Consider the following 26,817-nt stretch of genomic DNA (forward strand, 5'->3'; position numbering starts at 1 on the left):
GCATCGTCACCGCGGATGCGTTCAGGCCAGTTCGCCCGAAGCCTGCGCCACGTCCTCGTGCTGCGCCTCCTCGGCATGTTCAGCCTTGCCGCCCGGCAGCACCAGGTTCAGCGTCACCGCCACCAGCGATCCCACCGAGATACCCGAGCCGAACACCTCCTGCACGAACAGCGGCAGCTTGGACAGCAGTTCCGGGCGGAAGGTCACCGCCAGGCCGCAGCCGATCGATACGGCCACGATCAGCGTATTGCGCTGCGTGAACTCGATCCGGCTCAGCATGTTGATGCCGCCCGAGACGATCATCGCGAACATCATCAGGCCGGCGCCGCCGAGTACCGGCTGCGGAATCGTCACCACCAGCGCGCCCAGCACCGGGAACAGCCCGGCCAGCAGCAGCATCACGCCGGTCAGCGCCACCACGTGGCGGCTGGCGACGCCGGTCAGCGACACCACGCCGACGTTCTGCGCGAAGGTCGACAGCGGCGGGCTCGAAATCAGCGCGGCAAAGGCGGAGCCGAAGCCGTCGCACAGGATGCCGCGCGACAGCTTGTTGCCCGTGATCGGCGTCTGCGTGGCCGAGCCCAGTGCCATGAAGGTGCCGGTGGATTCCACCGTCGTCACCAGGTAGGCAATCGCCATCGCAACGATGCCCGACACCGGGAACGTCAACCCGAAATGCAGCGGCTGCGGCAGCGCCAGCACCGGCGCATTGCGCATCTGCGTGAAATCGACCAGCCCCAGCGCTAGGCAAAGCAGATAGCCGCCCAGCATGCCGATCACGATCGCCGAGGCCGAGATCATGCCCTTGCCCCACTGCACCAACGCGACCACCAGCGCCAGCACGAAAGCCGCGATCGCCAGGTTGCCGACCGCGCCATACTGCGGGCTGCCGCGGCCACCGGCGGCCCAGTCCACCGCGACCGGGATCAGCGACAGGCCGATCATGGTGACGACGACGCTGGTGACGGTATGAGGGAAGAGCTTGCGGATGGTCGGCATGAAATGGCTGCCGACGATCATCAGCAGCGAGCCGACCAGCGCCGAGCCCAGGATGCCGGCGACGCCGTGCTCGGCGCCAACGCTGATGGCAGCGCCAACGAAGGAAAAGCTGGTGCCCATCACGCACGGCAGGCGAATGCCGACCGGCCCCACGCCCTTGCACTGGATAATGGTCACCACGCCCGAGCCGATCAAGGCGGCATTCACCAGCGCAATGATTTCCGCGGTCGGCAGCTTTAATGCCCCGCCGATCACCAGCGGCACCGCAATAATGCCGCCGAGAGCGGCGAGCAAATGCTGAAGCGCCAGCAGCACGGTGGTGATGCGCGGCGGACGGTCTTCCACCCTGAACAGCAAAGGTGCCATTAACGTCTCCTGTTTATGCGGGTGGATGTTTCCACCTTTTTCGTTTGTTCCGGGCCGGCCGGCGTTTGCCGCCGGGAGGGGCAATGCGTGAGCGCGGAAGCGTCGATGCGGCTTCCGCGCCGCGCCCGGCATGCTATCCGGAAAGTAAATAGAAAATCAATCCATTTGATTATTCCGACGCCGTGATGCTATTGGTGCGCGAATTGGTGTATATAGGAATCGTCCGGAAAGAGTTTGTCGGTCGATAATAATCGAAGCCCGCTTTTGTTGAGAGGTGATGAGAATCGCGGGTGAACAGGGTGGGCAATGCCGGTAGTCTGTTCTGAAAATCGATAATCGACGCCGACATATATCTGCAGTGACAATGTCAGCGCCGGTCTGGCTGCGCCACGGCATTGGACATTTTCTTGCCGGATTGTCGTTCAATGAAATTGAGTTGCCGTCCTCGACAATTTATGGCGACAATGGACTGGCCCGGATTGTTAAGACCTGCTTGCCACTGTTGGCGCGACCGGCCCGTTTTATCCACGCCATGCTGGAGGCTCGACGCCTGACAGCAGTCCATCCCGCCCCGACCCCACGGGATGGACCCCCAACACGCTCTCCGCTAGCGTTGGAACGGATCAAGGTTGAGGAACGGCTTGAGGCCGCTGCTCGCGCCGCCAGCGCCCACTGCGCCAATGCATTCCGTGTTGTCCACGCCGTTCCCGGTGCTTCCGTCCTGCAGCAAGGCCCCGGTATTGCTGACCTTATGCCCTTGGGGGAAGCACAGCGAGGGGTGGTCGAACGGCGCTTTGCGATAGCGCACGCGGTCATCACCCAGGGCAAGCAGGAAAGCCACCAAGTCTTGCTTGTCCGACTCTGTCAAGCCGAGCGGCCTGATGCCCCGGTCCAGGTTAGCCGTGTTGACGTCCGCAAAATCGCCGCCGCGGTTATAGAAGTCGACCACCTGCATCAGGGTGGATTTGCCGCCGTTATGGAAATACGGGCCGGTAAACTCCAGATTGCGCAGACCTGGTGCCTTGAAGGCACCGTCAACAGCCACACGCTCGTTAGCGCCCACCGCCGTCTCCTTAGTGGTATCAAAGCCGTTGCCCAGCAAATGGGTCTTACCCTGTTGCGCCATCCGCGTTTCGGAAAGCGGATTGCCGAACGGGTCTATCCCGCCTACGCCGAGATCCTCTGCGGTCGGTTGCACGCCGATGTTGTAGAAGCCGTTGTCATAGACAGCTTCCAGTCCATCGCCCATCGGCATCCGCCTGAGTCGCTGCCTGGTCACGCTGGAGAATGAGGCGGCAGTGAATTCAGCACCCGAGTGACAGAAGCCGCAACGCCCGGCCCCGGTGAAGACTCTGGCGCCGCGCAACTGCTGCTCATTCAGGGCTGTGGTCTGGCCCTCGAGGTAACGGTCCACCGGCGTGTCGTTGGCAATCAGGGTGGATTCGTAAAGATGAACGGCGAGGCCGAAGAAGAGCGCGAAGTTGGCCTCCATCTGGCTTACCTCGAATTTCCCGGTACCGCGCTTGAACTGGCGCGGAGGCAACAGATCCATCGTGGCGAACTTCGCCTCATCCGCAGCCGACATCTTCAACAGCGTCGGCGAGTTCCAGTACTGGGAGCGGAACGCCTTCTTGATCATCTCGGAGTAGGTCGGTACCTGATCCTTGCTGCGCAGTAACACCAGCGGGCCAAGTACGCTGTCGTCAGCCGCGATGACCTGGCCGGACAACGGCCGCTGGCCAAGCAGCTTCTTGCCGAGCTTCATGAATGACCGTCCATTGCAACTCATTTCGACCGAACTCAGGGGAGGGCCGTCACTTTGCGACGCCAGGGAGGCGCCTGGAATGGCCAACTTGGCTTGCTTCACCACGCCGCCCTCGTTCTTCCACACCAGGGCTTCCGGATTGCGCATGCCAAACGGGTCGCCGCCGTTGTACATGTTGTTGGCGCGCCCGTCCCAGAAGTTGCGGAAATTGAATACCGCATTGATGACAGAAGGGGTATTGCGCCCGGTCACCTGGCGCGTGTTGACGCCGTTGATGTTGAAGCCCGTGCCGCCGTGGAAGATGTCGTCGGAAACATTGGCGCAGACATCGCCCGTGCTGCCTGTGCCGAACTCAACGAAGTTCGCCGTGAATACCCCCTGCGAGCCGGAAACCTCATTGACGTTCGAGAGTTGCGGCTGCGGCTGGTTCACCTGCACATGCTTGGTGAACCCGAAGTCTTCCGGCTTGAAGGTGTAGTTTGGCCGGCCCAGCTGGAAGGTTTTATCGCCGCCCAGCAGGCCTGGAGAGAGCTGGTTCGTGATGCGGTTGTCGACACCGGCATGGAAGTGGCAGCTTGCGCAAGAGGTCTTGTTGTCGCTGCCCACCTTCATGTCCCAGAACAGCGCCTTGCCGAGCTGGATGGCGGCCGCCTTGTCCTTGACGAATTCGTCCAGGACTTCGGCAGGCGGACCGGGGACCGTAACGGTCTTGAGCGAACGCAGACCCGCCAATGGATCACAACTACCTGGGCGTGCAGTGCGCGCGACGGCTTAGTGCGGCAGCCAGGATGGCCATGTGAGGTGCCGCACATAGGCCTGATAGCCACTTATGGCGCTCGCCAGTTCGCCGGGATGGCGCGGTCATGCGCTGGAAAACGTTGTCGCAAAAGGCGAGACGGGGAGTTGCCTGGCGCTGCGCCATCGTTGCGATGGCCAACGGGGTGGGATTCAAGCTGGGAGTGGGAAGCGACACCCAGCTTGAATCAGGGTGGTTGGCCAGGTTTTTGCTTTGGCCGTGGCGCGCTTCGTCCGTACATACCCTCAGTTGACGACGAAATTCATGGACATAAAATCTGATTTACCTTTGTGAATAAAAGCGGAGCCGTGCGTTGTGCTGGCACAGTCCGCAAACCGGAGACAGCCCCATGAACGTCAACCTGCGCCGCCGCGCGCTGCTGTGCACCGCCGTGCTGGGCACCCTGCCCACGCTGGCCTGGAGCGACACCTATCCCAGCAAGCCGATCCGCATGGTGGTACCGTTTGCGCCCGGTGGCGCCACGGATGTGGTGGCGCGGCTGATCTCGCAGAAGCTGGGCGAGGCGCTGAAGCAGCCAGTGGTGGTGGAGAACCGCCCCGGCGCCAACGGCATCATCGGCACCGATATCGTTGCGCGCGCGGCGCCGGACGGCTACACGCTGCTGCTCAACACGGCCGGCGCGCAGACGCTCAGCCCGCTGTTGTACAAGGCCGGTTACGAGCCGCTGAAGAGCTTTGCGCCGATCTCGCTGATCAGCAATATCGGCTTCGTGATGGTGGTGCACCCGTCGGTGCCGGCGAAGACGGTGCAGGAGTTCGTGGCGCTGGCCAAGTCCAGGACCCGGCCGCTGAGCCTGTCGGCAGGCAGCAGCATGATCGAGCTGATCGCCGCGAGCTTCAAGGCAAGCGCGGGCATTCCTGATGTGGTCAGCGCCTCGTACAAGGGCACCGGCCCGCAGATGCAGGCGGTGGTGTCGGGCGAGGTAGACATGACCATCGACCCATTCAACTCGATGGCGATGATCAAGGCGGGCAAGCTGCGTCCGCTGGCGGTGTTCGCCTCCAGGCGATCGCCGGCGCTGCCGCAGGTGCCGACCATGCAGGAGGCCGGCTTCGACGGCATGGCGTTCAACTCGTGGGCCGGCTTGCTGGCGCCGGCGGGGACGCCGAAGGAGATCGTCAACCGGCTGAACCAGGAGGTGACGCGTATCGTCGCGCTGCCGGAAATGAAGGAGAAACTGGCGGCGATCGACTATGAGGCAGTCGGCAGCACGCCGGAGCAGTTCGCCACCACCATCGCCGAAGATACGGCCCGTTGGGCCCGCATCGTCAAGGAAACCAACTACAAGGCGGGTTCCTGACCGGCCACGAAATCCATGGCGCGGGTGGTTGACCCGCTTCCAACGCAGGCATTACACTGCGCCCCGTTCTGATAAGCGGAGCTATCCGTGGACAGTTGTTCCAGTCATTCCCGCGGAAGGGGATCTCCCCGGGCCGCCATGGCTTGCTGAGCAACTGCAGTCTTGTGGCTGCAGGCGCGGCAACGCTGCCTGCAGTGGTTTCCATGGCGTCAATCCCGGGGGGCGCGCGAGCAGCGCGCGCTGTCGCTGGGCCGGCGGCGTCCCTTTCCTGTCCATCGAAATCGTGTCACGACCGTCGTGTATCGTCGTCGGCCGTGTCCCTGCATGTGTCCAGGAGGGTTGCCATGGCATGGCCCCAAATCTTTGTCCGTCTCGCTGCGGTGGCCTTGCTGGCCGCCGCCTGCCGCCCCGCGCTCGCCGCGCGGCCGCTGATTACCGACGATGCCCGCATCGTCGATCCCAAGTCCTGCCAGCTCGAATCGTGGATGCAAGTGCAGTCCAGCGGCAATGAGTTCTGGGCGTTGCCGGGCTGCAACCCGACGGGAAATCTCGAACTGACACTGGGCGGGTCGCTGCAGCGTGTGGACGGCGGCACGGATTTCACCAACGTGCAGTTCCAGGGCAAGACGCTGTTGCGGCCGCTGGAAACCGGCGGCTACGGCGTCGCCTTTACCGCCGGCGTGATCCATCATCCGACCGCGGAACAGCGCAAGCTGTTTGGCAACGTCTATGTCAACCTGCCGGTGTCGTTCTCGTTTGCCGAAGACCGCTTCCTGGCGCACCTCAACGTCGGCGCGAACCGCGATACCGAGGCGGGGCAGACGCGCATGACCTGGGGTGTCGGCACCGAGACCCAGGTACATCCACGCGTGGCCATCGTGGCCGAGACCTTCGGCGAGAACCGCGGCAAGCCATCGTTCCAGGCGGGTCTGCGCTTCTGGGTCGTGCGGGACCGGATGCAGGTCGATACCACCTATGGCAATGTGTTCGGCGGCGGGACCGGCGAGCGGTTTTTTACGATCGGGCTGCGGTTGTTGTCGCCGGCGTTCTTGCCGTAGCGCGCGGAGCCGGCCAGGGAGCGGGTATGGGTATCGCCCGCTCAATGAAAGGCCAGCTCGAGCTCTATGCCGCCATAGTCGACGCGTGGAGCGAGCTTGCGGCGTGGCCCTTGCTCGAAGTGAACCAGGCCATAGCTTTCCATCGTACGCAACGTTCGCGACAGGTTCGACACGGCACGTCCGGTGCGTTCGGAAAGCTCTTCGAGCGATTCCGGATTGACTTCGGCGATCAGGGCAAGCAGGTGGCGGTTGGCCGGCGACAGCACTTTGGCAAGGACGTCCAGCGACTGAAACCAGACCTTGGGCTCATTCTTCCCGGGCTTGAGTTCTCCGCGGGCAATGGCCATGGTCCGGGCTTTGAAATCCTCCAGTGACGCGATGCCGATCTTGAGTTTTCTGGTCATTGTTCACTCCTTGAGCCGCAGGATCTTGTCAACTTCAGTCCAGAAATCCTGCAGCAGGCTGGACGCATCCTTGTAGCGATAAAACCGAACGCGGGCACCCACATGCTGGTGATCGTATGCGATGCGCGTACGTGGGGCGCGGCCGCATCGGTCACGGATGCCATGAGCATTATCGAAACCAAGCAAGCGCCGGCCACTACGATCATGCAGGGTCAGGCAATACCTGAGACCGTGCGGGCGTTCAGGCGATACAGCGCAGACGCTGATATCGAACTTCACCCAGCAAATGCCCGCTTCGTCGAGAACGAAGCGGGTGCCATTCAGATCCAGCAATGTGTCGAGGCCAGGGTCGCGCATTGGTATGCTATCACAGTGTGATAAGAGTCCAGCGCCGGATCGCAACTAAATTGGCCGGCGCTCCTTGCGCGCGGCATTGCGGTCAGGCTTAGCGCAACACTTTGCCAGTCCGATGGTTCGTTTCTTGCGACGGCGAGCAGTGCCTACCGTGCTTCTGCGATCAAGCCCTCGACTTCCTCGCGCGACGGCGGATAAGCCCCGGCCCGCGTCGCTGCTACTGCCGCGGCTGCCGCAGCAAGTCGCGCCTGCGCAGTCAGATCGTGCGCCGCGCCCGACAACACCCCGGCCATCCACCCACCCATCGCGGCATCGCCGCAGCCGACCGTGTCGGCGACTTCGACACGCAGCGCAGGCTGTTCGACCGTGCCACTGCCCTTGAGCAGCGTCATGCCGTCGGCACCGCGCGTCAGCATCACGGTAGCGTCGGGCGACATGGAGCGTACCTGTGCCAGTGCAGTGGAGGTGTCGAGGCCGGGAAACAGTCCTGCCAGGTCTTCGTCGGAGATCTTTACGTAGCTGGCCAGGCGCAGCATATGCGCCAGCACGGCCGCGTAGTCCGGTATGCGCATCAGGTCGCGGAAATTGGGATCGAAGGCGATGCGCTTGCCGGCCTGAGCGGCCTGCGCGGCCTCTTCGCACAGCCGTGCGGCCAGCGGCTGGCGCACCAGGCTGATCGAGCCGAAATGCACGACTTCGGCGGCCTGGCGCCAGCCGGCAGGCAGCGCGGCGGGATCGAAGTGCAGGTCGGCGCTGTCGTCGCCGACAAAGAAATACTGCGGCGGATGGCGCGAGGCAACGAAGGCAAGGAAGGGCGAGCGCGGCACGCGCTGCAGGAAACGCGCATCGAGCCCGGCCGTGGCGCTGGCGCGCGCGAGGTCGTCGCCGAACAGGTCCTGGCTGACGGCGCCGGCGAACGCGGTGGCAATGCCCATCCGCGCGCCGGTGCGCGCCACGTTCCAGCATGAGCCGCCAGGCAGGCCCAGCCAGCTGCCGTCGGGCTGGCGCACCATGTCGGTCAGCGCCTCGCCAAAGACCACATAGCGGGGCAGGGAGGTAGGCGTGGACATCGGGAATCTCCGGCGGAAAGCTCAGGCCGCGGCGCCTTGCGGGGCCAGAGCGGCCTGCGCGCGGCGGATCAGTGCGGCGGTGGAGGCATCGTGCGGGGCCGCCGCCGCCGTGCCTTCCAGCTCGCGCTGGATCGGTGCGGCCAGCTTCTTGCCCAGTTCCACGCCCCACTGGTCGAAGGAATTGATCTGCCACAGCGCGCCCTGCACGAAGGTCCGGTGCTCGGCCAGGGCGAGAAGCGCACCAAGGTGCCACGGATCCAGCCGCCGCAGCAGCAAGGTATTGCTGGGCCGGTTGCCTTCGAACACCAGGTGCGGCACCAGCGCTTCATCGCTGACGCCTTCCGACCGCACTTCTTCCGCGGTGCGGCCGCGCAGCAGCGCCTCGCCCTGCGCGAAGCAGTTGGCCAGCAGCTTGGCATGGTGCCCGGGCAGGTCGCTGACCGGCTCCAGCGTGGCGATGAAGTCGACCGGAACCAGCTGCGAGCCCTGGTGCATCATCTGGAAATAGGCGTGCTGGCCGTTGGTGCCGGTCGTGCCCCACACCACCGGGGCCGAGCCTGCCTCGATGCTGCCGCCGTCGAGCCGCACCGACTTGCCATTGCTTTCCATCTCCAGCTGCTGCAGGAATGCAGGTAACAGTTCCAGCGGCTCGCAGTAGGGGGCCACGCAGCGGCTGCCGGCGCCGAGGAAGCTGCGATACCAGACATCGAGCAGCCCCAGCAGCATCGGCAGGTTCTGCGCCGCGGGCGCGCTGGCGAAATGCAGGTCCATCGCGCGCGCGCCGTCGAGCAGTTCGCGGAAGCGCGCGAAGCCCGCTGCCACCGCGATCGACAGGCCCACCGCCGACCACAGCGAAAAGCGTCCCCCGACCCAGTCCCAGATCGGGAACATATTGGCCGGGTCGATGCCGAACGCGGCCACCGCGTCGCGGTTGGTCGAGACCGCCACGAAATGGCGCGCCAGGTCCGGGCGCGACGCACCCTGCTGCACGAACCAGTCGCGCGCGGTGCAGGCATTGGCCATGGTTTCCAGCGTGGTGAAGGTCTTGGAGCAGACGATCACCAGCGTGGTGGCGGCGTCCAGCGGCGCCAGCGTGCGCGCCAGGTCGCTGCCGTCGACATTGGCGACGAAATGCATGCGCGGCCCGGCGCTGTTGGCGCTGTTGGCGCTGTCGGCGCTACCCAGCGCACGGCACACCATGCGCGGCCCCAGGTCAGAGCCGCCGATGCCGATGTTGACCACATCGGTGATCGCGCGGCCGTCAAAGCCGGTCCAGGCACCGCTGCGCACGGCATCGGCGAATCGTTCCATCTGGCCCAGCACCGCGGCGACGTCAGCGCCCACCGGCACGCCAAGCGCGCGGTAGCCGTCCTCCGGGTAAGCGCGCAGCGCGATATGCAGGGCGGCGCGGCGCTCGGTGGTATTGACCGGCTCGCCGGCGAACATGGCATCGCGCCGCTCGGACACGCGTGCCTGTGCCGCCAGCTCGAGCAGCAGTTGCAGCGTCTCGCCGCTGATCCGGTTCTTGGCGTAGTCGAGCGTCAGGCCGCAGGCCTCGGCGGTGAAGCGGTCGGCACGCGCCAGGCCATGCGGGGCGTCGAACCAGTCGCGCATATGGGTGTGGCGCATCGTCTCGGCATGGGCGCGCAGCGCTTGCCAGGCGGGAAGGGTGGTGGTCATGTCGATGGCTCCTACATTTCTTCGTGCCAGGCCTGGCCGTCGCGCGACAGCAGGGCGCTGGAGGCCGCCGGCCCCCAGGTGCCGGCGGTGTATGGCTTGGGCGGCGCGGTGGTGTTTTCCCACGCCTGCAGGATCGGCGCGACCCAGCGCCAGGCCTGCACCTGCTCGTCGCGGCGCACGAACAGGCCCAGCCGGCCGCGGATTACGTCGAGCAGCAGCCGTTCATAGGCGCCCACGCGCCGCACGCGCGGCGCCGCGCTGGTCAGCTGCAGGTCGAGCGACGCGGGCAGCAGCGCCTGCGTGTCGCCCGGCTGCTTGGTCAGGAAGTAGAGGCGGATGCTTTCCTCCGGCTGCAGCGTGATCACCAGCCGGTTGCCGGCCATGGTGCCCAGCGGATGCGGGAACAGCGGGTACGGCACGTCGTGGAAGTGGATCACGATCTCTGCCACGCGCGACTGCATGCGCTTGCCGGTGCGCAGGTAGAACGGCACGCCGGCCCAGCGCCAGTTGGCGATCTCGGCGCGGATGGCGACGAAGGTTTCGGTGCGGCTGTCGGGGGCGATGCCGGGCTCGCTGGCGTAGCCGGGCACGGGGTTGCCGCCCGCGGCGCCACGGCAATACTGGCCGCGTACCACTTTCTCGGCCACGTCCTCGGTGCGGATCGGACGCAGCGCCTTCAGGATCTTGAGCTTCTCGTCGCGGATGGCGTCTTCCGACAGGCTGGTGGGCGGCTCCATCGCCACCATGCACAGCAGCTGCAGCAGGTGGTTCTGCACCATGTCACGCAGCGCGCCGATGCCGTCGTAGAAGCCGCCGCGGCGCTCCACGCCCAGCTCCTCGGCAATGGTGATCTGTACCTGCCGCACCCATTCGCGCCGCCACAGCGGTTCGAACAGCACGTTGCCGAAGCGCATCGCCATCAGGTTCTGCACTGACTCCTTGCCGAGGTAGTGGTCGATGCGGTAGATCCGGTCCTCGGCGAAATGGCGTGCCACTTCGGCATTAATGGCTTCGGACGAGGCCAGGTCATGGCCGAGCGGCTTTTCCAGTACCACCCGGCTGCGCTCGCCGGCGAGCCCCACGCGCGCCAGTTGCGCGCAGATGGCGGCGAACAGGTGCGGCGCGGTCGCCAGGTAGCACACCACCACCGGCGCGGCGCGGGCGTTGACCAGTTCGGCCAGCGCATCGAAGCCGGCATCGGCGTTGGCATCGACCTGCAGGTACACGATGCGCTCCAGGAAGCCTTGCCACGCCGCGGCATTGCCGGCCAGCGCCGGCAGCACCTCGTCGTTGAGCATGGCCACGTAGGCGTCGTGCGACAGCGGCTGGCTGCCCAGCGCCAGGATGCGCCCGCGCGGGTGCAGCGCGCCGGCGGCGTGCGCATCGAACAGCGCCGGCAGCAGCTTGCGCCGCGCCAGGTCGCCGGTGGCGCCGAACAGGACGAAGTCGAATTCGGGCGCGTGGGCAGCGGCCGGAGCCGCGGCGGAAAGGCTGTCCATCATGTCGGGAGGAATTGGTGCGTTCGGCAAAGGGATTGGAAAGGTGGCGGGTGCCTGCCGCTCATCGCGGCGTGGCCCAGCCCTTGTACTGGCCGACGTTGGCGCGCGTCACCAGCGTCGACGGCAGCAGCACGGTGGGGGCGGCGGGACGCTGGCCGTTCATCATGCCGACGCCCAGCTGCACCGCGGTGCGGGCGATCGCCCACGGGTCCTGGCTGGCCGAGGCCTGCACCAGCGTATCGGCCTTCAGCGCGGCCTCGATATCGGGCGCGCCGTCGACCGAAGCGATCAAAATGCCGCGGCGGTTCAGCTGGCGCGCGGCCAGGTCGGCGCCCACGGCCTGCGGGTCGTTGATGGTGAAGACCGCGTCCACCTTGGGAAAGCGCGTCAGGTACAGCTGCATCACGTTCAGGCCGCCCTCGCGCGAGCCCTTGGCGTCCTGGTCGTCGGACAGGATGCGGATGTCAGGGTGCCGCGCCAGCACGGCCTTGCAACCCTTGACGCGATCGAGCACGGCCGACACCGGCGGCCCGTTCTGGATGATCACGTTGCCGCGCCCCTTGAGCCGCTCGGCGATAAAGCCGCAGGCCAGTTCGCCCGCCTGGGTGTTGTCGGTCTGCACCGTGGCATCGGCGCCGGCGGCGGCCACGTCGACGGCGACCACCACGATGCCGGCCTTGCGCGCCTTGCGCACCGCGGGCTCGATCGCGCGCGCATCCGCCGCGTTGATCAGAATCAGGTCGACCTTGGCGACGATAAAGCTGTCGATATGGGTGAACTGCTTGTTCAGGTCATAGTCCGCCGACAGCACGGTGACTTTCACGTCGGGATTGACCTGGCGGGCCGCGGCTTCGGCGCCGCGCGCCAGCGCGACGAAGTACGGGTTGCCGAGCGAGCCCAGCGTTACGCCGACCTTCTTGAGCTGGCGCTGCGGGGCTTGTGCGGCAGGCTGCGACGACGACTGCGCGGCGGCCGGCAGCGCGCAGAGCGCGGCCACTGCGACCGCAGCCAGTGCGCTGAGAAAAGAAAAGGAAAGCGGCTTGAACATCGGTGTGTCTCCTGTCAGGGCGTGGCTCAGGTCCGCGCCGAGCCCTTTTGCCGGTAGCGGTCCAGCGCCACCGCGCCGATGATCACCAGCCCCTTGATGATGTATTGCCAGATATCCGACACGCCCAGCAGGATCAGCCCGTTTGACAGCACCGCGATAATCAGCGCGCCCACCAGCGTGCCGGCGATCGAGCCGACCCCGCCGACGAAGCTGGTGCCGCCCAGGATCACCGCCGCGATGGCATCGAGCTCATAGGACTGGCCCAGCTGCAGGCCGTTGGCCGCGTACAGCCGCGACGCCGACATGACGCCGCCCAGCCCTGACAGCAGCCCGGACACGGCATAGACGAACAGCAGCACCACCCAGACCTTGATGCCCGACAGCCGCGCCGCCTCGGCATTGCCGCCGACGGCGTAGATCTGCAGGCCCAGCACCGTGCGGCGCAGCACCAGCCACGACACCGCCACCACGGCCGCCGCGATCACCACCAGCCAGGGCACGCCCAGCAGGTCGCCGTTGCCGATGAAGGCAAAGGAGATGTCGGGGTTGTAGACGGTGCTGTCATTGCCCACCAGGCGGGCCAGGCCGCGCACCGCGGTCAGGCTGCCCAGCGTGACTATGAACGGGGGCAGCTTCATGAAGGCGATCAGCGCGCCGTTGACCAGGCCGAACAGCAGCCCGCACAGCAGCGCCGCCGGCACGCTCAGCGCCGCCAGCTGCGGCATCAGCGATACCAGCATCGCCACCACCGCTGACACCGACAGGATCGACCCCACCGAGAGGTCGATGCCGCCGGTCAGGATCACAAAGGTCATGCCCGCCGCCAGCACGAGGTTGATCGACGCCTGCTGCGCGATGATCGACAGGTTCTGCAGGCTGGCGAAGTTGTCGGTCAGCAGCGTGAAGCCGAAGCAGAGCAGCACCAGCACCGGCAGCATGCCGAGCGCGCGCAGGCGTTCCTGCGTGGTGGCGCGGCCGGCGGCGCCGGGCAGGGCGGGGCCGGTGGATGGGGCGACCGCGGCTGTGGCGTGGGCGCTGGGGTGGAAGGGGTTGCGCATGGTGTCTCCTTGTCGGAACGTCGTGCCTGCGTGGGCTGACGTGCGTACTACGTTCTATTTCTTGCGATGGCGAACCGATTGCTTGCTCCCCTCTCCCGCTTGCGGGAGAGGGGTGGGGGAGAGGGCCGGAGCATCCACAAAGTGAAGCGTCGACATGCTTGCCACACGCCTGCCCTCTCCCCCGGCCCCTCTCCCACTTCTTGGGAGAGGGGAGCAAACCGCGGGCATCGTCAATGCAGTGTGCTGTGTTGAATGTCCCCACCCGCGCCTGTCGCCAGCGCAATGATCCGTTCCTGCATGCCAGCCGCGTCGGCACAGCCGGCCACTTCGCCGACCAGCTCGCCTTCGCGCATCACCAGCACGCGGTCGCACAGGCCGACCACCTCCGGCAACTCGCTGGAAATCAGCAGCACGGCGACGCCCGAGCGGGCCAGCTCGTCCACCAGCCGGTAGATCTCCGCCTTGGCGCCGATATCCACGCCGCGCGTCGGCTCATCCAGGATCAGCACGCGCGGCCGCGTTTCCAGCAGCCGCGACAGCATCACCTTCTGCTGGTTGCCGCCCGACAGCGCGCCCACGTTGACCTGCGGATGCGCCACGCGGATGCCGAGCGAGCGGATTGCCTGCGTGGTGCGCTGGCGCGCGCTGGCGCGATTGAGCCGGCCGCCGCGCAGCGCGTCGCGGGCCGCCACGATCAGGTTGATGTTCTCGTGCACGCTCTGGTCCAGGAACAGCCCCTGCAGCTTGCGGTCCTCGGTCAGGTAGGCGATGCCGGCGTCGATCGCCTCGCGCGGGCTCGAAATCGCCAGTGGCGTGCCGGCGACGAACACCGCGCCGCCGCTGCGCGCATCGGCGCCGAAGATCAGCCGCGCCAGCTCGGTACGGCCGGCGCCGACCAGGCCCGCGAGCCCCAGTACCTCGCCGGCGCGCAGGTCGAAGCTGCACGGCAGCACGCGCCGGCCATCGGACATATTGCGCACCGACAGCATGATCTCGCCCCGGCGTGTCTCGCCATGGGTCTTGGTGTAGAAACCGGACAGGTCGCGGCCCACCATCATCTTGACCAGCGCGGCCCGGGTGAGGTTGTCGCGCTCCAGCGTGCCGACGAAGCAGCCGTCGCGCAGCACCGTGACGCGGTCGGCCAGCTCGTCGATCTCGGCCATGCGATGGCTGATGTAGATGATCGCCATGCCTTCGGCGCGCAGCTGGCGGATCAGCGCGAACAGCCGGTCAGTTTCGCGGGTGGACAGTGGCGTGGTGGGCTCGTCCATCACCAGGATGCGCGTCTCGAAATGCACCGCGCGCGCAATCTCGACCAGCTGGCGCTGCGCGATCGACAGCGTGTGCACCGGCGTGTTCGGCGTGAAGTCGGCGCCGAGCCGTGCCAGCGTGGCTTCGCACGCGCTGGCCATCGCGGCGCGGTCGACCATGCCATGGCGGTGCAGATGCCGGCCGAGGTAGATGTTCTCCGCCACGCTCAGGTTCGGCGCCAGGCTCAGCTCCTGGTAGATCACCGCGATGCCATGCTCGCGTGCCGCGGCCGGGCCGCCGAAAGCGACCGGCTCGCCGGCAATGCGGCACTCGGCGCCGGGATCGGCGGTGTAGGCGCCGGACAGGATCTTCATCAACGTCGACTTGCCGGCGCCGTTCTCGCCCATCAGCGCATGGACTTCGCCCGCATAGACGGTCAGCTGCACGTTGCTGAGCGCCTTCACGCCGGGAAACGTCTTGGAGATATTGCGCAGCGCCAGCAGCGGCGCGGCAGCGGCTGCGCCATTGGGGCGCTGCTGCTGGGGCTGGGGCAGGGTGCGCGATGCTTCAGACCATGGCATGGCGGGCCTCCGGGACAATGGCCGAGGCGCCCTTGAGCAGCTCGGCACGCGGCGAGAAGTTCATGAACATCGGCAGCGACGCGGCGCCGACCGCGCCGGCATTGGCGCCGAAGCAGCCGCGCACCACGGTGGCGGGGGTGCGCGCTTCAGGGGCACTGTCGTTCAGGGCCCGCTGCAGCCGCTCGATCAGGGCCGGCACCAGCCCGCCGTCGATGTCTGCGTCGAAGATCACCAGCGGCACGTCCAGCACCGCCAGCGCCGATTGCAGCGCCGGCGCCAGCGCGTCGACGCAGTCGTCGATCCATTGCGCCACCGCCGGATGGCCCAGCTCGGCCTGGCGCTGCAGGTCGGCATGGCCGTCGACCGCCACGCCGTGGTAGCGCAGGTGGCGCGTCAGCGCATTGAGCGAGGCGCGCGACAACAGCAGGTCACGCCGCCTGCCGGCAGGTGCGGGTGCTGACGGCAGCGTGCTGGGCGGCACCGGCATCATGGCGATATCGCCGGCATTGCCGGAAACGCCGCGCACGCAGTCGCCGTTGAGCACCACGCCGCCGCCGATGGCCGGGCCGAGGAACACATAGAGGAAATGCTGCGCGTGGTGGCGCCCGTAGAACAGCTCGGCCACCGCGGCCGCGGTGCCGTCGTTCTCGCTGAACACCGGCAGGCCGGTGACGGCGTTGAGCATCGCGGCGAAGTCGGCTTCATCCCAGGCGCGGAAGCTCGCCTGGAAGTCCTCGCCCTGCACGTCGAGCTCGCGCAGCCATGCCCCGAGGTTATAAGGCTGCGCCACGCCGATTCCCAGCAGCCGCTTCTGCTCGCCAGGGCTGAGCCGGGCGCGCATCGCCTCGATATCGCGTCGCACCAGTTCCAGCGCCTGCTCGGGATGGGGCAGGACCAGCTGGTGTGCATGGCTGGCGAGCAGCTCGCCGGCGAAGTCCACCATCACGGTCTCGATGCTGGCGCGGTCGAGCCTCACGCCAATCCCGAATGCGCCTTTGGCCTTGAGCCGGATCAGGCTGGCGGGCTGCCCGCGCTGGCCCTCGGTGCGGCGGCCGGCCTGCTCGACCAGGCCTTCGTCGGCCAGGGATTGCACAATGCTGCCCACTGCGGTGTTGGTCAGCTGTGCCGTCCGCGCCAGATCGGCCTTCGACGCCTCGCCGGCGCGGCGCAATGCCAACAGCAGCGCGCGTTCGTTGTACAGGCGCAAGCTGGCGGAATTCACGCCACGGCCTGCCTTGGATGCGGTCATGTTGTCTCCGTCCTGTGGCCGGCGGGTTAGGGCGCCGGCTCTGTATTAATTAATTCAGATTGAATTAAAGAATACTCGGCGTCAGAACTCAACTGCGGGAAAACCCGCAGGATGAAGCGTTGTCGCAGCCTCGGTGTGGTTCACGGGGCACTTCGCTTGCGCGCTGGCGCGTGGCTGGCTAGCGTAGAGACCGGACTACCGAACGCAGGGGAAAAGATGAAGGCCCGCACCGAAACTGGCCAATGGAGCCGCTACTTCGTGCTGGACTTGAAGAACCGGCCGGTGGAGGCGGCACGTGAGGAATGGGAACGCTGGATGGCCGAGAACGATCCGGTGTTTCGCCGCACGCTGCTGCAGGACAGCGGCGGCGTGGTGACCACGCGCTTTCGCGGTCTGGCCCAGGCATCAGGCGACGCGCCGCTGTTCGTGACCCGCGTGACTGGGATGGGCGAGCAGGACAACGAAAGCTACGGGGCACCGACGCTCGCTGCCGCGCTGGCGCTGCACGATGAAATCGTGAAGAAGCTGTTGCGGCAGCTCGGCGGGACGGTGCCCTGAGACCTACTGCCTGGCCATCTGCGTCATGAAATAACCGCCGGTGCCCGTGCGGGCGACCATCAGCAGCGTGCGCAGGTAGCGCGTGTCGCTGTTGACCAGCGTAGCGCCATCCACCGGCGCAAAACGGATCGCGGCATATCCCTTGTGCTGGACGCGGGTGGACAACGCGCAGCCGGTGTTGCCCGGCTGGGTCGATTCGGTCGGCTCGACATTGACTGCATACAGGTTCCTGGCCGATCCGGGCGTCGCCAGCACGACCGTGCCCTTGAGATCGCAGACGCGCGTGCCGCTCGTGTAGGTCCCGGTCAGGTTGCCGGTGTCATCGATCTGCATGGCAAAGCCATTCTGTTTCCAGCTGCCCGAGATTGACGACTGTTCGACGGCCAGGGCATTGGCCGGGTCGTAGGTGGCGGCAAGGGTCCTGGTGGCCCCGCCCGGCGTGGTGGCATAGCTGCCGTCAAGGCGGTTGGCGGGCGTAATGGTGCCGGAGCCTGTCGCAAGGTTCACGAACCCGTTCTCGACGACCGTGTCAGGCCCAAGCGTCCACGTCGAACCGGAGAACTGGAACGTGCCGCCGAGCACGCTCAGCAGTGCCGTGCTGACGAACCTGCCGCTGCCGTCCACCAGCGTAGCGTTGCCGAAGCTGGACCAGATTCCTTCGCTGCCGTTGCCGACCAGGGCGGTGGAGCCCGGTTGCGGTGCGCTCAGGCTCGGCAGCAACTCGCCGGTCGGCGCCGGATCCGGCGCTGGGGAGGGCGAGGGTGACGGGGCTGGCGCTGGTTCCGGTGCCGGTGCCGGCGCTGTCTCTGATGGCGGTGTTTTCGCCGGCGTCTCGCTGGTCCCGTCGTCACCGCCGCCGCATGCGGCCAGCAGTGAGGTCGCTGACAGAACGGCTGCCGCCATTGCCAATGTCTTCATTCGATTTACCTCCGTGTGTGGGACGGCTCTTGTGGGTCCCGTTGCAGTTGCCTGCGGCAGGCGCTGGCTGCGCCTCCGCCCCGGCAAAGCTACTGGCCGAAAGAGCAAACGTGCGTCGGAAGTATCTGAATGTGAAATCGGAATTGGCAGTTACTGGCCGACATGACGGGCGACAACGCCGCCGCCGATCGGCCGCGCTTCAGGTGCCCTCAATCCGGCAGCGCCCCCGCCTGCCGCAGCGCCGCGCGCGCGATCTCCATCCGCGCCTTGGCGTGCTCGGGTCTGATCAGGTCGAGATTGAGCGCGAACAGGTAGTTGTCGCCGCCGCGCTCTACCCATCCCACCAGCCATCCCACCGCCGGCTGCGCGGAATCGGCCCAGCCGGTCTTGCCGTGCAGCGTATAGCTTGCGGTGCGTTCCATCACCGTCAGCCGGTCCACGCCATCGAACGCGGCCGGCGAGAACGGCAACGTTCGCTGCACCAGCCCCTTGAGGAAATCGATCTGCTGGTAGGCGGAGATCTGCAGCCTGCCATTGAGCCAGAAGCGGTCGACCGGCCCCGAGCTGTCGGCATTGCCGTAATGCGAGGCGGTCAGGTAGCGCTGGTAGGCCGAGCTGCCGACCCGTCGCGCCAGTGCCTGGTAGGCGGGCACGCACGAGTTGGGGAAGGCCACGCGCAGCGGCACGTCGGCATTGCAGGCTTCGGGCAGGACAGCCTTGCCGCCGACCAGCCAGACCTTGCCGTCCCACGGCAGCGTGTCGTGGTCGATGTCGGCCACGGCGCCGCTGTCCAGGCCGATCAGCGAGTTCATGATCTTGAAGGTCGACGCAGGCGAGTACGGCGTGGCCGCGCGCGCAGCGTTGTAGGTCAGGATGCGATCGCGGCGCAGGTCGTGGATGACGATGGTGCCGGTGGTGCCGGCCTGGCGGAACAGCGCTTCCGCATCGAGCGGTGCAGTTTGTGGTGCGGCTTGTGGTGCGGCGGCGGCGGGCAGGGCGGAAGTGAGCAGGGCGATTCCCACGGCCATCGGGGACAGCAAACGGGCGATTCGGATAGGCATGGCAGTAGCGTATTGGGTTGATGGAAATCTTCTGATGGCAATCCGGGCCCGGACCGTGGTGCGCAGCATAGGAGAGCGTCCCACGCACGCCAACCGCGCACGCTGTAACTTGCGTAACATGACGGCGCTGCACCGCCTCCGACCCCCAGCCTGCTACTGCTTCAGCCCATGCCCGCCGCCTTGCTTTGCATCGACGTCTGCGCGCCCTATCGCGTCAATGGCGAGCCCGCCCGCTTCCAGTCGGTCTGGCTGCTGGCGCGCGCCTGGCATGCGCAGCGCAGCGGCGGTGACGTGACAGCGGCTGCCGTGCGCAGCGCCTTTCCGGCTGCGGCCAACCTGCGCATGCTGGTATCGCGCGCCTTCGGGGACTTTGCCCGGTGGGGCGTGACGCTGGGCTGGGGCGCGGACCGGCAACGCGATCCGGCAACGGCCAACCCCGCGCAGCGCAGCCGCGGGCCGTTCTGGATGACGGCGGCGCAGGCCCGGCAACTGCGCTTCGTCGCGCAGGGCCGCACGCTGGGCCCGGCGGCGCTGGCCCGGCAGCTCGGCTTTGCCGAGGCGGCGGCGCCAGTGTCCGGCATGCCGGACGGCGCGGCCTACGTGATGCGCGACATGGCCTTCTGGAGCGAACTGACGCAGGCCATGCGCAGCGCGCAGGACGGCTATGCCGGCGCGCACGGCACCGCCGTGGCCGAAGCGTTCCGCGCGGCGCAGCGCAGCGCCGGCGATCCGTTCCAGCAGGCGCTGTCGCTGCTGAAGGAAAGCCTGGCCTGGCGCCGCTGCGGCAGCCTCGAGCACAGCCGCGCAGCACTGGCGCGTTTTGACCGGCTGTCCCGGGCAGGCAGCCCCGGCGCCGCCATGCCCACCTTCGCGGCGATGGCGCACGTGGTGCGCGCCTGGGCCCGCTATACGCGCGGCGACCACGATGGCGCCAGCGCCGGGCTGGCCGCGCTGCGCGCGGATCCGGAGCTATCCCCGGCGGTGCGCTACAACCCGCGCCTGCGCTTCGAGGTGCTGAACCTGGAGGGGTTGCTGTTCAAGTCCGGTGCGATGGGCAAGGACAGCGCCGGCGGCGTGGCGCCGGCGCTGTCGGCGCAACGTGCCCTCGATGCCTTCGCGGCGGCGTTGCAAGCCGGTTACGAAGCCGATTCGGTCGACGCCGTACAACATGCCGCGGCCAATATCGGCCTGTGCCTGTGGCTGTTCTGGCGCCATGGTCTGGTCGATCCCGCCCGCGCGCTCGATGCCGGCGCGGTGCAGCGCCAGGCGATGCGCTGGCTGGGATTGTCGGAATGGATCTGCGACCGCTTCGGGGTGGGCGGCGGCACCGCGTGGAACGCGATCTTCCTGTTGCGCATTGCGCGCGGCAGCTGCGGGCCGGATGCGCCCGGCGATGCCGGTGCGGGCAAGGGAGGGGAGAGCGTGGCTGCGTTTCGCCGGCAGCGCCCGCTGTCCGTAGCCGATGCCATTGACGCGCTGCGCCCCTTCCACGCGCCGTTTGCTCCGGCCAAAGGTTTCGTGCGCTGGTCTGCCGTGGCCGCCTTTGCGCTGGAGGACCACGACGCGGGTCATGTCAGCCTGGGGCCGTTGCAGCTGGCCAACCTGTTGCTGGAGTCGGCCTGGTACCTGACACACGAGCAAGGGGCAACGGCCAAAGCCTGCGCAGCGGTGGAGCGGCTGGCCGCGCAGTTGCCCGCGCTGCGCGCGGCCGAGCGGGCATTCTTTGCGGCGGAGATCCGCGCGCTGCCGCCGGAACTGCGCGACGCAGCGGGGGAGATTGCGCGCCGGCGGCGCAAAGGATAGCGGGGCCGCCGGCGTTCCTGGGGTATGGTGATGCGCGGTATTGCGCGCAGCCGCCGTTCAGTCGAACAGCTCGTGCCAGATGCTCTTCTTGCGATAGTGCTTCTGCTGGCGTTCGTCGTGATAGCGGTCCCGGTCATGGTCGCGAGCGCGCCCCCATTCATGGCCACGGTCCCGGTCGCCGTAGCCCTGCTGGGGCGGCGCTGCCGGCGCCACGGCCTGGGGTGAGGGTGCCGCGGGTGCGGCGGCGATGGAACGCTCCAGGATCTTGTCGAGTTCGCCGCGGTCCAGCCATACGCCGCGGCATTTCGGGCAATAGTCGATTTCGATGCCCTGTCTCTCGGACATCACCAGTTGCGTTTGCGGGCACACCGGACAATCCATGCCTTCTCCTCGTAGCTGTCGATAAGTCGAGTATGACCAGCCTGCCCGGCAATGGTTCGCCGGTTTGCACCAGCCACCGGCGCGGAGGCGTGCACGCCACGTGGCAGCATGCGGAATTTGTCGGCCGCGCCGCCGTCGAAGCGGATATGCCTCAATTCGATCCCCATCGCGGACCGGGTCCGGACCCGTCCGCCTCGTCTGCCTCGCCCGCATCGTCACGGTACGGCGATGCGCCGCGCCGCAGGCCGCTGCCCGGTCGCCTGGCAGGGCTGGCGGTGGTGGCGGTGGTGGCGGCGACCCTGTGGGCCGCATGGCCATGGCTGCAGCCCCAGCTGGAACGCGCCATCTATGCAGCGCGGCTGGCGGCCCGCCCTGCGCCGACCGCGCTGCCGGTCCCAGTGCAAGGCGTCGCCGCGCGCGCGCTGCGCGATACCTGGCATGGCGCACGCTCCGGCGGGCGCAAGCATGAAGGCATCGACATCTTCGCGCCGCGCGGCCGGCCGGTGCTGTCGGCCACGGAAGGCATCGTCTCGCGCGTCGGCACCAATTCGCTCGGCGGCAAGGTGGTCTGGGTAATGGGACCGGGCCGGCAGATGCATTACTACGCGCACCTCGACGACTACGCGGCGATACGCGCCGGCGATATCGTTGCACCGGGCACGGTGCTCGGCTACGTCGGCACCACCGGCAACGCGCGCGGCACGCCGCCGCACCTGCACTACGGCATCTATGCCGCCGCAGGCGCGATCAACCCGTATCCGCTGCTGAAGCTGCCCCCGACGGCCAGCGCGCAGCGCCGCTAGCCGGGCACCGCGCCGCGCGCCGGACGGGTCAGGGCTTGGCGTCGGCCAGGGCCTTCTGGATGGCCGCTTCGGTCTGGGCATAGTTGCCTTCGCCGAAGTGCTTGTAGACGACATTGCCGCTGGCATCGACAAGATACAGCGCCGGCCAGTACTGGTTGCGCCAGGCGTTCCAGGTGGCATACATGTTGTCCTGCGCCACAGGGTAGCGGATATCGAAGCGCTTGATCGCGGCCTGGACGTTGGCAGTGGACTTTTCATAGCCGAACTCGGGCGTATGCACGCCGACCACCACCAGCCCCTTGTCGCGGTATTTGTCGTACCACTGGCGCACATGGGGCAGGGTGCGGATGCAGTTGATGCAGTCAAAGGTCCAGAAATCGACCAGCACGACCTTGCCGCGCAATCCGGCAAGGGTCAGCGGTTCGGAGTTGAGCCATTTCTCGATGCCGGTGAATTCCGGCGCCTTGCCGAAATCCGCCGCCGCGGCGGCAGCGGGAGCGCCGTGGGTGGCGGCGAAGATGGTGGTGGCGGCAAGCAGGGTGCGCAGGATGCGGTGCATGGTGCAGTCTCCGGTGTCAGACAGTCGGGTAAATTCAGCGAAAAGATTCCGCCAGTGAATTCAGGTTAGCGGGGCCAGCGACGTCAGCCACGCGATGGCGAGGGTGTCGTACTGGAAGTACATGGCGACCGCCGTGACCACCACCAGCGCACCGAAGCCTTGCTGCAGCCGCTCGGTGTGGCGCGCCAGCCGGCGCACACGGGTGGTGGCGAACTGGCCGCCATAGGCGATCAGCAGCATCGGGATGGCCGCGCCCGCGGCATACATCCCCATCAGCGCGGCGGCGCGTTGCAGATCCTGGGCCTTGGCCACCAGCGCCAGGATTGACGCCAGCACCGGCCCCGCGCAAGGGGTCCAGACCACGCCCAGCGACATGCCCAGCACAAAGCCGCCAGCCATGCCGCTGCCGCCCACGCTGCCGAGCCGGTCCGCCAGGCGTTCGGCAATGCCGCCGAACGGCCCGGCCAGCCGCGCGAACCCGGCGGGCCACAGCCGCGCCAGTCCGGTCACCAGCAGGAACAGGATGGCGGCGTTGCGCACCACCCCATGGGCGTCGGCAAAGGCGCTGGACAGCGCGCCGAAGGCAATGCCAAAAGCCGAGAACGCGGTGACGAACCCGAGCGCGATCGCCAGCGGACGCAGGCGGTCCGATTTGCCCAGGGAAGCGCCGAGCAGCATCGGCAGCACCGGCAGTACGCACGGCGAAGCGATCGTCAGAACGCCGGCGAGGAAGGCAAGCAGTGCGTCGATCATGGGCGGCTCCTGCGGCGGAGTGGCGCGGCGCGCCGCGCGGCGGGGGCAGGCAGTGCAAGGCAGGCGGGCATCGTCGGGCTCCGGTTGGGTCGATGGCTGCATTGAATCGCCCGCGCGTATCCCGCTTGTTTCCGTGCAGCGGCCGTAATGCAAGATTTCATGTCCGGTGCCGCGCCAGATACAGTGCGATACAAAGTGGCGGGTGGGCCGCAGCATTGGCTGTCCCGTCCCGAATCTGATAATGGGCCCCCGACGACTAAGTGGTCAGCACGGGCAAATGGTTTGCCGCCAAGGCAGCATTCATCGACCCTGAATCCGCCATTTGGTTGATTTAAGGAATCGGGGGCATGTACGCGCCGCCGAGATAATCAAGAGATTCGCGCGCAAGGGTCAATGCAGGACATTACCCAATATGCCTACAAAAGCCGCCACGGAATCTCGCCTTTGTCCGCCGGCCCGCGCAGCGCCAAGCCAGGCGGGGCGCTCCGGCCAGTGCGCTGTGCAATGTTTCCCCCGAACGGGTAATGTCCCGAGTCGCGGAGGGCCGCCAGAATTCGCACCGGGAATTCGATGCAAGTTGTAAATGTGTTTGCGAATGTTCACGATTTGATTTTGGCAACGCGCTTACACTTTCTCCCGATTTGCGGCAACGCACCCCGCCACCCGCGGCGGTAGCGTCTGCACGACGCCATGCCCATCGCGGGCTGGCCATCCGGCGTGGTTCCTCGGTACCCGCCGGATCCCGTAGGCCTGTCCTGCCGTCTCTCTCCTGCGGCCAGGCCCGATCGGGTTCCGTGTCTCCGTGCCGCATGTCATCTGCCGATAACGGACCCCAGGCGCGCGCACGCTTCCAGCAGGCGGGCCGGCGCTCGGGCATAGAAGAGACAGGCTGCGGATCCCATGGATTCACTGATGACGCAACCTTCGTGCGCCGGCACCGGACCCGCCCGGCGCAAGGCCTTGCGCCGGCGCATGCCAGCCGGGCTCGCGGCCGGCCTGGCGGCGGCACTTTGCTGCTTGCCGGCTTCCGCGCAGGCTGATGCCGCTGACGCCAAATACGATGCCCTGATCCAGCGCGCCCGCGCCGGCGACTACAGCAGTGCCCTGGCTATGCTGCGCGAGCGCGTGGCCAGCGCTCCCTCGGACCGGCGCGCGGCGTTTGACCGGATCATCATCGCCGGCTGGGCCGGTCGTTCCGACGAATTGCTGGCCGCCTACGGCGAACTGGAACACGCGGGCGCCGCACGCACGGCGCCGCCGCAGGTGCTGGCCGCGGCGGCGGGCGCGCTGCGCGACCAGAAGCGCTGGGACGAGGCGCTGGCACGCTACCGCGAAGGACGCCAGCGTTTCCCCGCCGAGCCGGTGTTCGCGCTGGGCGAGGTCGGCGTGCTGGCCGACAGCGGCCAGCACGCGGAAGCCGTCGCTGCTGGCCAGGCACTGGTGCGCAGGCAGCCGGACGATGTCGACAGCCGCCTCGCGCTGGCCTATGCGCAGGCCCGCGCAGGCGAACCGCACGAGGCCTTGTTCGAGGCCGACCAGGCCTATACCCGCGCACCGGGGCGCGCCGACGCCGTGCGCGCCTACGTGGCCGCGCTGCAGCGCGCCCGGCTGCCCGATGCGGCGTTGCGCGTTGCCGGCGAGCATCCGGCGCTGTTCGACACCGCGGCCCGCCAGACGCTGGAACTGGACGCCATCGCCGAACTGGTGCGGCTTGCCGACATGCCCACGCGGATGGAGGCCGAGCGCTTTGCCATCGCCGACCGCGCGCTGGCGCGATACGACGCGCTGCTGCCCGCGCTGCAGGCGCAGGGCGCGAAAGACGCCAGGGACGCCAGGGACGCCAGGGATGGCCAAAGCCAGGCACTGTACCGCCGCGCCCGCATCGACCGCCTCGGCGCGCTGCATGCGCGCTTCCGCATGCAGGACGTGGTCGACGGCTACGAGGCGCTGTGCGCCGAGGGTGTCGCCGTGCCCGTCTATGCGCTGGGCGACGTCGCCTCGGCCTATCTCTACCTGCGCCATCCCGAGCAGGCCGCCGGACTGTTCCGCCAGGTACGCGAAGCCAACCCGCCCGGCCTTGACCCTGAAACGCGCCTGAAGGCCCAGACCGGCCTGTACTACGCGAACGCCGAAGCCGAAGCCTTCGATCCGGCGGGCGAAGTCGTGAGCGAGGCTCGCGCCGAGCAGTCGCAGTGGCGCTGGGTGCGCGGCCAGCCGACGCGCCAGCCCAACGACCTGTGGCTGTCCGCCGAGCAGACCGCCACGCGCGCGCGCCTGCAGGCCGACGACACTCCGCAGGCCCAGCAGCGCACGGAAGACCTGGTGCGCAACGCGCCCGGCCATTCCGGCCTGCGCGCGGGCCTGGCCAATGTGTACCTGGCGCGCGGCTGGCCGCGCGCCGCCGAGCAGGAACTGAAGGCCGCCGAAACGCTGGCGCCGCGCGCGCTCGCGGTGGAAGTGCAGCAGGGCCACGCCGCGCTCGACCTGCAGGAATGGCGCCAGGCGGAAATGCTGCGTGACGATACGCTGGCGCGCTTCCCGGAAGACCTGACCGCCCGCCGCCTGGCGCGCGAGTGGGCCGTGCACAACAAGGCCGAGCTGCGCATCGAAGGCTATCGCGGCCTGGCCAACGACAGCCCGGTGGTGGGCGACGGCAATTTCGGCATCGAGTCGGTGCTGTACACGCCGCCGATCCACTACGACTGGCGCGCTTTCGGCGGCGTGGGCTTTGCCACCGGCCGTTTCGACGAAGGACGTGTCGACTACCGCTGGGCCCGTGCCGGCGTGCAGCGGCGCGTGCGCGACCTGACCGTCGAGGCCGAGTTGTCCACGCACGGGTATGGCTATGGCGCGCGCCAGGGCGGCCGGGTGGCGGTGGACTATGACCTGAACGATCGCTGGCGCATCGGCGCCTCTGCCGCGATGCGCTCAACCGCCACGCCGCTGCAGGCGCTGCTCAACGGTGTCTATGCCAACAACGTGCAGGTCTACGGCCGCTGGCGCGCCAGCGAGGCCAGCGAATGGATGCTGACGGTGGCGCCATCGCACTTCAGCGATGGCAATGACCGGCTCGAAGGCGGCATCTCCGGCGTGCAGCGGGTCTACACCGCGCCGCACCTGAAGGCCGACCTGCTGGTGGACCTTTGGAGTTCGCGCAACAGCCGCACCGACGTGTCGTACTACAGCCCGCGCGCCGACCTGACGGTGCTGCCGTCGGCCCGGCTCACGCATACGCTGTACCGCCGCTACGAGACCGCCTGGGAGCAGCAGTTCCTGGCCGGCGCCGGCACGTACAGCCAGCAAGGCTTCGGCACCGGCGCGATCCTGCTGCTCGGCTACGGCCAGCGCTACCGCACCAACGACGTGTTCGACGTGGGCGCGACCGTCACCGCCACCAGCCGGCCCTATGACGGCCAGCGCGAGCGCGAACTGCGCATCGTGTTCGACCTGACCTATCGATTCTGACCGATTCTGACCCGGAA

22 protein-coding genes are annotated in these 26,817 nt (G+C 67.5%); 6 read left to right on the top strand and 16 right to left on the bottom strand.

Annotated features, from left to right (window positions below; translation table 11 throughout):
* Positions 1 to 21: 21 nt before the first annotated feature.
* Entirely contained in the window at positions 22 to 1,365 is a 1,344-nt protein-coding gene (locus VSR71_RS05635) for a nucleobase:cation symporter-2 family protein (RefSeq protein WP_342912925.1), read from the bottom strand.
* A 607-nt stretch (positions 1,366 to 1,972) separates the two neighbouring features.
* Positions 1,973 to 3,862 (bottom strand): cytochrome-c peroxidase, encoded by a 1,890-nt coding sequence (locus tag VSR71_RS05640; protein ID WP_342912926.1) that lies wholly within the window; start codon positions 3,860 to 3,862, stop codon positions 1,973 to 1,975.
* Positions 3,863 to 4,275: 413 nt separating this feature from the next.
* Between VSR71_RS05640 and VSR71_RS05645 the strand changes: the two genes are divergently transcribed.
* Both VSR71_RS05645 and VSR71_RS05650 read left to right on the top strand, forming a co-directional pair.
* A complete protein-coding gene (locus VSR71_RS05645; protein WP_342912927.1) occupies positions 4,276 to 5,247 on the top strand; it encodes a tripartite tricarboxylate transporter substrate binding protein in 972 nt (323 codons plus the stop codon).
* A gap of 344 nt (positions 5,248 to 5,591) precedes the next feature.
* Positions 5,592 to 6,305 (top strand): hypothetical protein, encoded by a 714-nt coding sequence (locus VSR71_RS05650; protein ID WP_342912928.1) that lies wholly within the window; start codon positions 5,592 to 5,594, stop codon positions 6,303 to 6,305.
* A gap of 41 nt (positions 6,306 to 6,346) precedes the next feature.
* On the opposite strand, the gene VSR71_RS05655 is transcribed toward VSR71_RS05650, so the two are convergent.
* The 9 genes from VSR71_RS05655 to VSR71_RS05695 form a co-directional block, all read right to left on the bottom strand.
* Positions 6,347 to 6,709, bottom strand: coding sequence for a MarR family transcriptional regulator (locus tag VSR71_RS05655; protein WP_342912929.1), 363 nt, complete (start codon positions 6,707 to 6,709; stop codon positions 6,347 to 6,349).
* A gap of 3 nt (positions 6,710 to 6,712) precedes the next feature.
* Positions 6,713 to 7,066, bottom strand: coding sequence for a DUF6516 family protein (locus VSR71_RS05660; protein WP_342912930.1), 354 nt, complete (start codon positions 7,064 to 7,066; stop codon positions 6,713 to 6,715).
* A 143-nt stretch (positions 7,067 to 7,209) separates the two neighbouring features.
* Positions 7,210 to 8,133, bottom strand: coding sequence for a carbohydrate kinase (locus tag VSR71_RS05665; protein ID WP_342912931.1), 924 nt, complete (start codon positions 8,131 to 8,133; stop codon positions 7,210 to 7,212).
* Between the two features lie 21 nt (positions 8,134 to 8,154).
* The gene (gene pgi / locus VSR71_RS05670) at positions 8,155 to 9,813 is read right to left on the bottom strand and encodes a glucose-6-phosphate isomerase (protein WP_342912932.1); all 1,659 of its coding nucleotides are present in this window, start codon (positions 9,811 to 9,813) and stop codon (positions 8,155 to 8,157) included.
* A gap of 11 nt (positions 9,814 to 9,824) precedes the next feature.
* Positions 9,825 to 11,315: a glucose-6-phosphate dehydrogenase gene (gene zwf / locus VSR71_RS05675; RefSeq protein WP_428979352.1), complete on the bottom strand. Its 1,491-nt coding sequence runs from the start codon at positions 11,313 to 11,315 to the stop codon at positions 9,825 to 9,827.
* A 58-nt stretch (positions 11,316 to 11,373) separates the two neighbouring features.
* Complete coding sequence (locus VSR71_RS05680) at positions 11,374 to 12,360, bottom strand: ABC transporter substrate-binding protein (RefSeq protein ID WP_342912933.1); 987 nt, start codon at positions 12,358 to 12,360, stop codon at positions 11,374 to 11,376.
* A gap of 26 nt (positions 12,361 to 12,386) precedes the next feature.
* Positions 12,387 to 13,418 carry an ABC transporter permease subunit gene (locus tag VSR71_RS05685; protein ID WP_342912934.1) on the bottom strand — a complete coding sequence of 344 codons (1,032 nt, stop codon included), beginning with the start codon at positions 13,416 to 13,418 and terminating at the stop codon, positions 12,387 to 12,389.
* 230 nt (positions 13,419 to 13,648) lie between these two features.
* The gene (locus VSR71_RS05690) at positions 13,649 to 15,250 is read right to left on the bottom strand and encodes a sugar ABC transporter ATP-binding protein (protein ID WP_342912935.1); all 1,602 of its coding nucleotides are present in this window, start codon (positions 15,248 to 15,250) and stop codon (positions 13,649 to 13,651) included.
* Positions 15,237 to 16,499 (bottom strand): ROK family protein, encoded by a 1,263-nt coding sequence (locus tag VSR71_RS05695; RefSeq protein ID WP_342912936.1) that lies wholly within the window; start codon positions 16,497 to 16,499, stop codon positions 15,237 to 15,239. The genes VSR71_RS05690 and VSR71_RS05695 overlap by 14 nt, the downstream gene beginning before the upstream one ends.
* Before the next feature lie 216 nt (positions 16,500 to 16,715).
* On the opposite strand from VSR71_RS05695, the gene VSR71_RS05700 reads away from it, so the two are divergent.
* Positions 16,716 to 17,057: a hypothetical protein gene (locus tag VSR71_RS05700; RefSeq protein ID WP_342912937.1), complete on the top strand. Its 342-nt coding sequence runs from the start codon at positions 16,716 to 16,718 to the stop codon at positions 17,055 to 17,057.
* A gap of 3 nt (positions 17,058 to 17,060) precedes the next feature.
* On the opposite strand, the gene VSR71_RS05705 is transcribed toward VSR71_RS05700, so the two are convergent.
* Positions 17,061 to 17,777, bottom strand: coding sequence for a hypothetical protein (locus tag VSR71_RS05705; protein ID WP_342912938.1), 717 nt, complete (start codon positions 17,775 to 17,777; stop codon positions 17,061 to 17,063).
* Between the two features lie 407 nt (positions 17,778 to 18,184).
* Positions 18,185 to 19,036 (bottom strand): OXA-1206 family carbapenem-hydrolyzing class D beta-lactamase, encoded by an 852-nt coding sequence (gene blaOXA, locus VSR71_RS05710; protein WP_342912939.1) that lies wholly within the window; start codon positions 19,034 to 19,036, stop codon positions 18,185 to 18,187.
* A 168-nt stretch (positions 19,037 to 19,204) separates the two neighbouring features.
* Between blaOXA and VSR71_RS05715 the strand changes: the two genes are divergently transcribed.
* Complete coding sequence (locus VSR71_RS05715; protein WP_342912940.1) at positions 19,205 to 20,839, top strand: hypothetical protein; 1,635 nt, start codon at positions 19,205 to 19,207, stop codon at positions 20,837 to 20,839.
* 57 nt (positions 20,840 to 20,896) lie between these two features.
* On the opposite strand, the gene VSR71_RS05720 is transcribed toward VSR71_RS05715, so the two are convergent.
* On the bottom strand, positions 20,897 to 21,220 hold the full coding sequence (locus tag VSR71_RS05720; protein WP_342912941.1) for a zf-TFIIB domain-containing protein: 324 nt from the start codon (positions 21,218 to 21,220) through the stop codon (positions 20,897 to 20,899).
* Between the two features lie 299 nt (positions 21,221 to 21,519).
* Between VSR71_RS05720 and VSR71_RS05725 the strand changes: the two genes are divergently transcribed.
* On the top strand, positions 21,520 to 22,023 hold the full coding sequence (locus VSR71_RS05725) for a M23 family metallopeptidase (protein WP_342913126.1): 504 nt from the start codon (positions 21,520 to 21,522) through the stop codon (positions 22,021 to 22,023).
* 28 nt (positions 22,024 to 22,051) lie between these two features.
* Here VSR71_RS05725 and VSR71_RS05730 read toward each other — a convergent pair whose 3' ends face one another.
* Entirely contained in the window at positions 22,052 to 22,582 is a 531-nt protein-coding gene (locus VSR71_RS05730) for a thioredoxin family protein (RefSeq protein WP_342912942.1), read from the bottom strand.
* Between the two features lie 60 nt (positions 22,583 to 22,642).
* Positions 22,643 to 23,335 (bottom strand): cytochrome c biogenesis CcdA family protein, encoded by a 693-nt coding sequence (locus VSR71_RS05735; RefSeq protein WP_342912943.1) that lies wholly within the window; start codon positions 23,333 to 23,335, stop codon positions 22,643 to 22,645.
* A gap of 912 nt (positions 23,336 to 24,247) precedes the next feature.
* On the opposite strand from VSR71_RS05735, the gene pgaA reads away from it, so the two are divergent.
* Complete coding sequence (pgaA, locus tag VSR71_RS05740) at positions 24,248 to 26,800, top strand: poly-beta-1,6 N-acetyl-D-glucosamine export porin PgaA (protein ID WP_342912944.1); 2,553 nt, start codon at positions 24,248 to 24,250, stop codon at positions 26,798 to 26,800.
* The last annotated feature ends 17 nt before the right edge of the window (positions 26,801 to 26,817 follow it).

This window comes from Cupriavidus oxalaticus (assembly GCF_038900635.1).
Taxonomy (GTDB): domain Bacteria; phylum Pseudomonadota; class Gammaproteobacteria; order Burkholderiales; family Burkholderiaceae; genus Cupriavidus; species Cupriavidus oxalaticus_B.

Excerpts from the sequence above, each read along its gene's own strand:
- pgaA (WP_342912944.1), top strand. The coding sequence starts at position 24,248 with ATGACGCAACCTTCGTGCGCCGGCACCGGACCCGCCCGGCGCAAGGCC.
- VSR71_RS05715 (WP_342912940.1), top strand. The coding sequence starts at position 19,205 with ATGCCCGCCGCCTTGCTTTGCATCGACGTCTGCGCGCCCTATCGCGTC.
- zwf (WP_428979352.1), bottom strand. The coding sequence starts at position 11,315 with ATGATGGACAGCCTTTCCGCCGCGGCTCCGGCCGCTGCCCACGCGCCC.
- VSR71_RS05690 (WP_342912935.1), bottom strand. The coding sequence starts at position 15,250 with ATGCCATGGTCTGAAGCATCGCGCACCCTGCCCCAGCCCCAGCAGCAG.
- VSR71_RS05700 (WP_342912937.1), top strand. The coding sequence starts at position 16,716 with ATGAAGGCCCGCACCGAAACTGGCCAATGGAGCCGCTACTTCGTGCTG.
- VSR71_RS05635 (WP_342912925.1), bottom strand. The coding sequence starts at position 1,365 with ATGGCACCTTTGCTGTTCAGGGTGGAAGACCGTCCGCCGCGCATCACC.
- pgi (WP_342912932.1), bottom strand. The coding sequence starts at position 9,813 with ATGACCACCACCCTTCCCGCCTGGCAAGCGCTGCGCGCCCATGCCGAG.
- VSR71_RS05655 (WP_342912929.1), bottom strand. The coding sequence starts at position 6,709 with ATGACCAGAAAACTCAAGATCGGCATCGCGTCACTGGAGGATTTCAAA.
- VSR71_RS05685 (WP_342912934.1), bottom strand. The coding sequence starts at position 13,418 with ATGCGCAACCCCTTCCACCCCAGCGCCCACGCCACAGCCGCGGTCGCC.
- VSR71_RS05720 (WP_342912941.1), bottom strand. The coding sequence starts at position 21,220 with ATGGATTGTCCGGTGTGCCCGCAAACGCAACTGGTGATGTCCGAGAGA.
- VSR71_RS05680 (WP_342912933.1), bottom strand. The coding sequence starts at position 12,360 with ATGTTCAAGCCGCTTTCCTTTTCTTTTCTCAGCGCACTGGCTGCGGTC.
- VSR71_RS05730 (WP_342912942.1), bottom strand. The coding sequence starts at position 22,582 with ATGCACCGCATCCTGCGCACCCTGCTTGCCGCCACCACCATCTTCGCC.
- VSR71_RS05660 (WP_342912930.1), bottom strand. The coding sequence starts at position 7,066 with ATGCGCGACCCTGGCCTCGACACATTGCTGGATCTGAATGGCACCCGC.
- VSR71_RS05645 (WP_342912927.1), top strand. The coding sequence starts at position 4,276 with ATGAACGTCAACCTGCGCCGCCGCGCGCTGCTGTGCACCGCCGTGCTG.
- VSR71_RS05650 (WP_342912928.1), top strand. The coding sequence starts at position 5,592 with ATGGCATGGCCCCAAATCTTTGTCCGTCTCGCTGCGGTGGCCTTGCTG.
- VSR71_RS05665 (WP_342912931.1), bottom strand. The coding sequence starts at position 8,133 with ATGTCCACGCCTACCTCCCTGCCCCGCTATGTGGTCTTTGGCGAGGCG.
- VSR71_RS05695 (WP_342912936.1), bottom strand. The coding sequence starts at position 16,499 with ATGACCGCATCCAAGGCAGGCCGTGGCGTGAATTCCGCCAGCTTGCGC.
- VSR71_RS05735 (WP_342912943.1), bottom strand. The coding sequence starts at position 23,335 with ATGATCGACGCACTGCTTGCCTTCCTCGCCGGCGTTCTGACGATCGCT.
- blaOXA (WP_342912939.1), bottom strand. The coding sequence starts at position 19,036 with ATGCCTATCCGAATCGCCCGTTTGCTGTCCCCGATGGCCGTGGGAATC.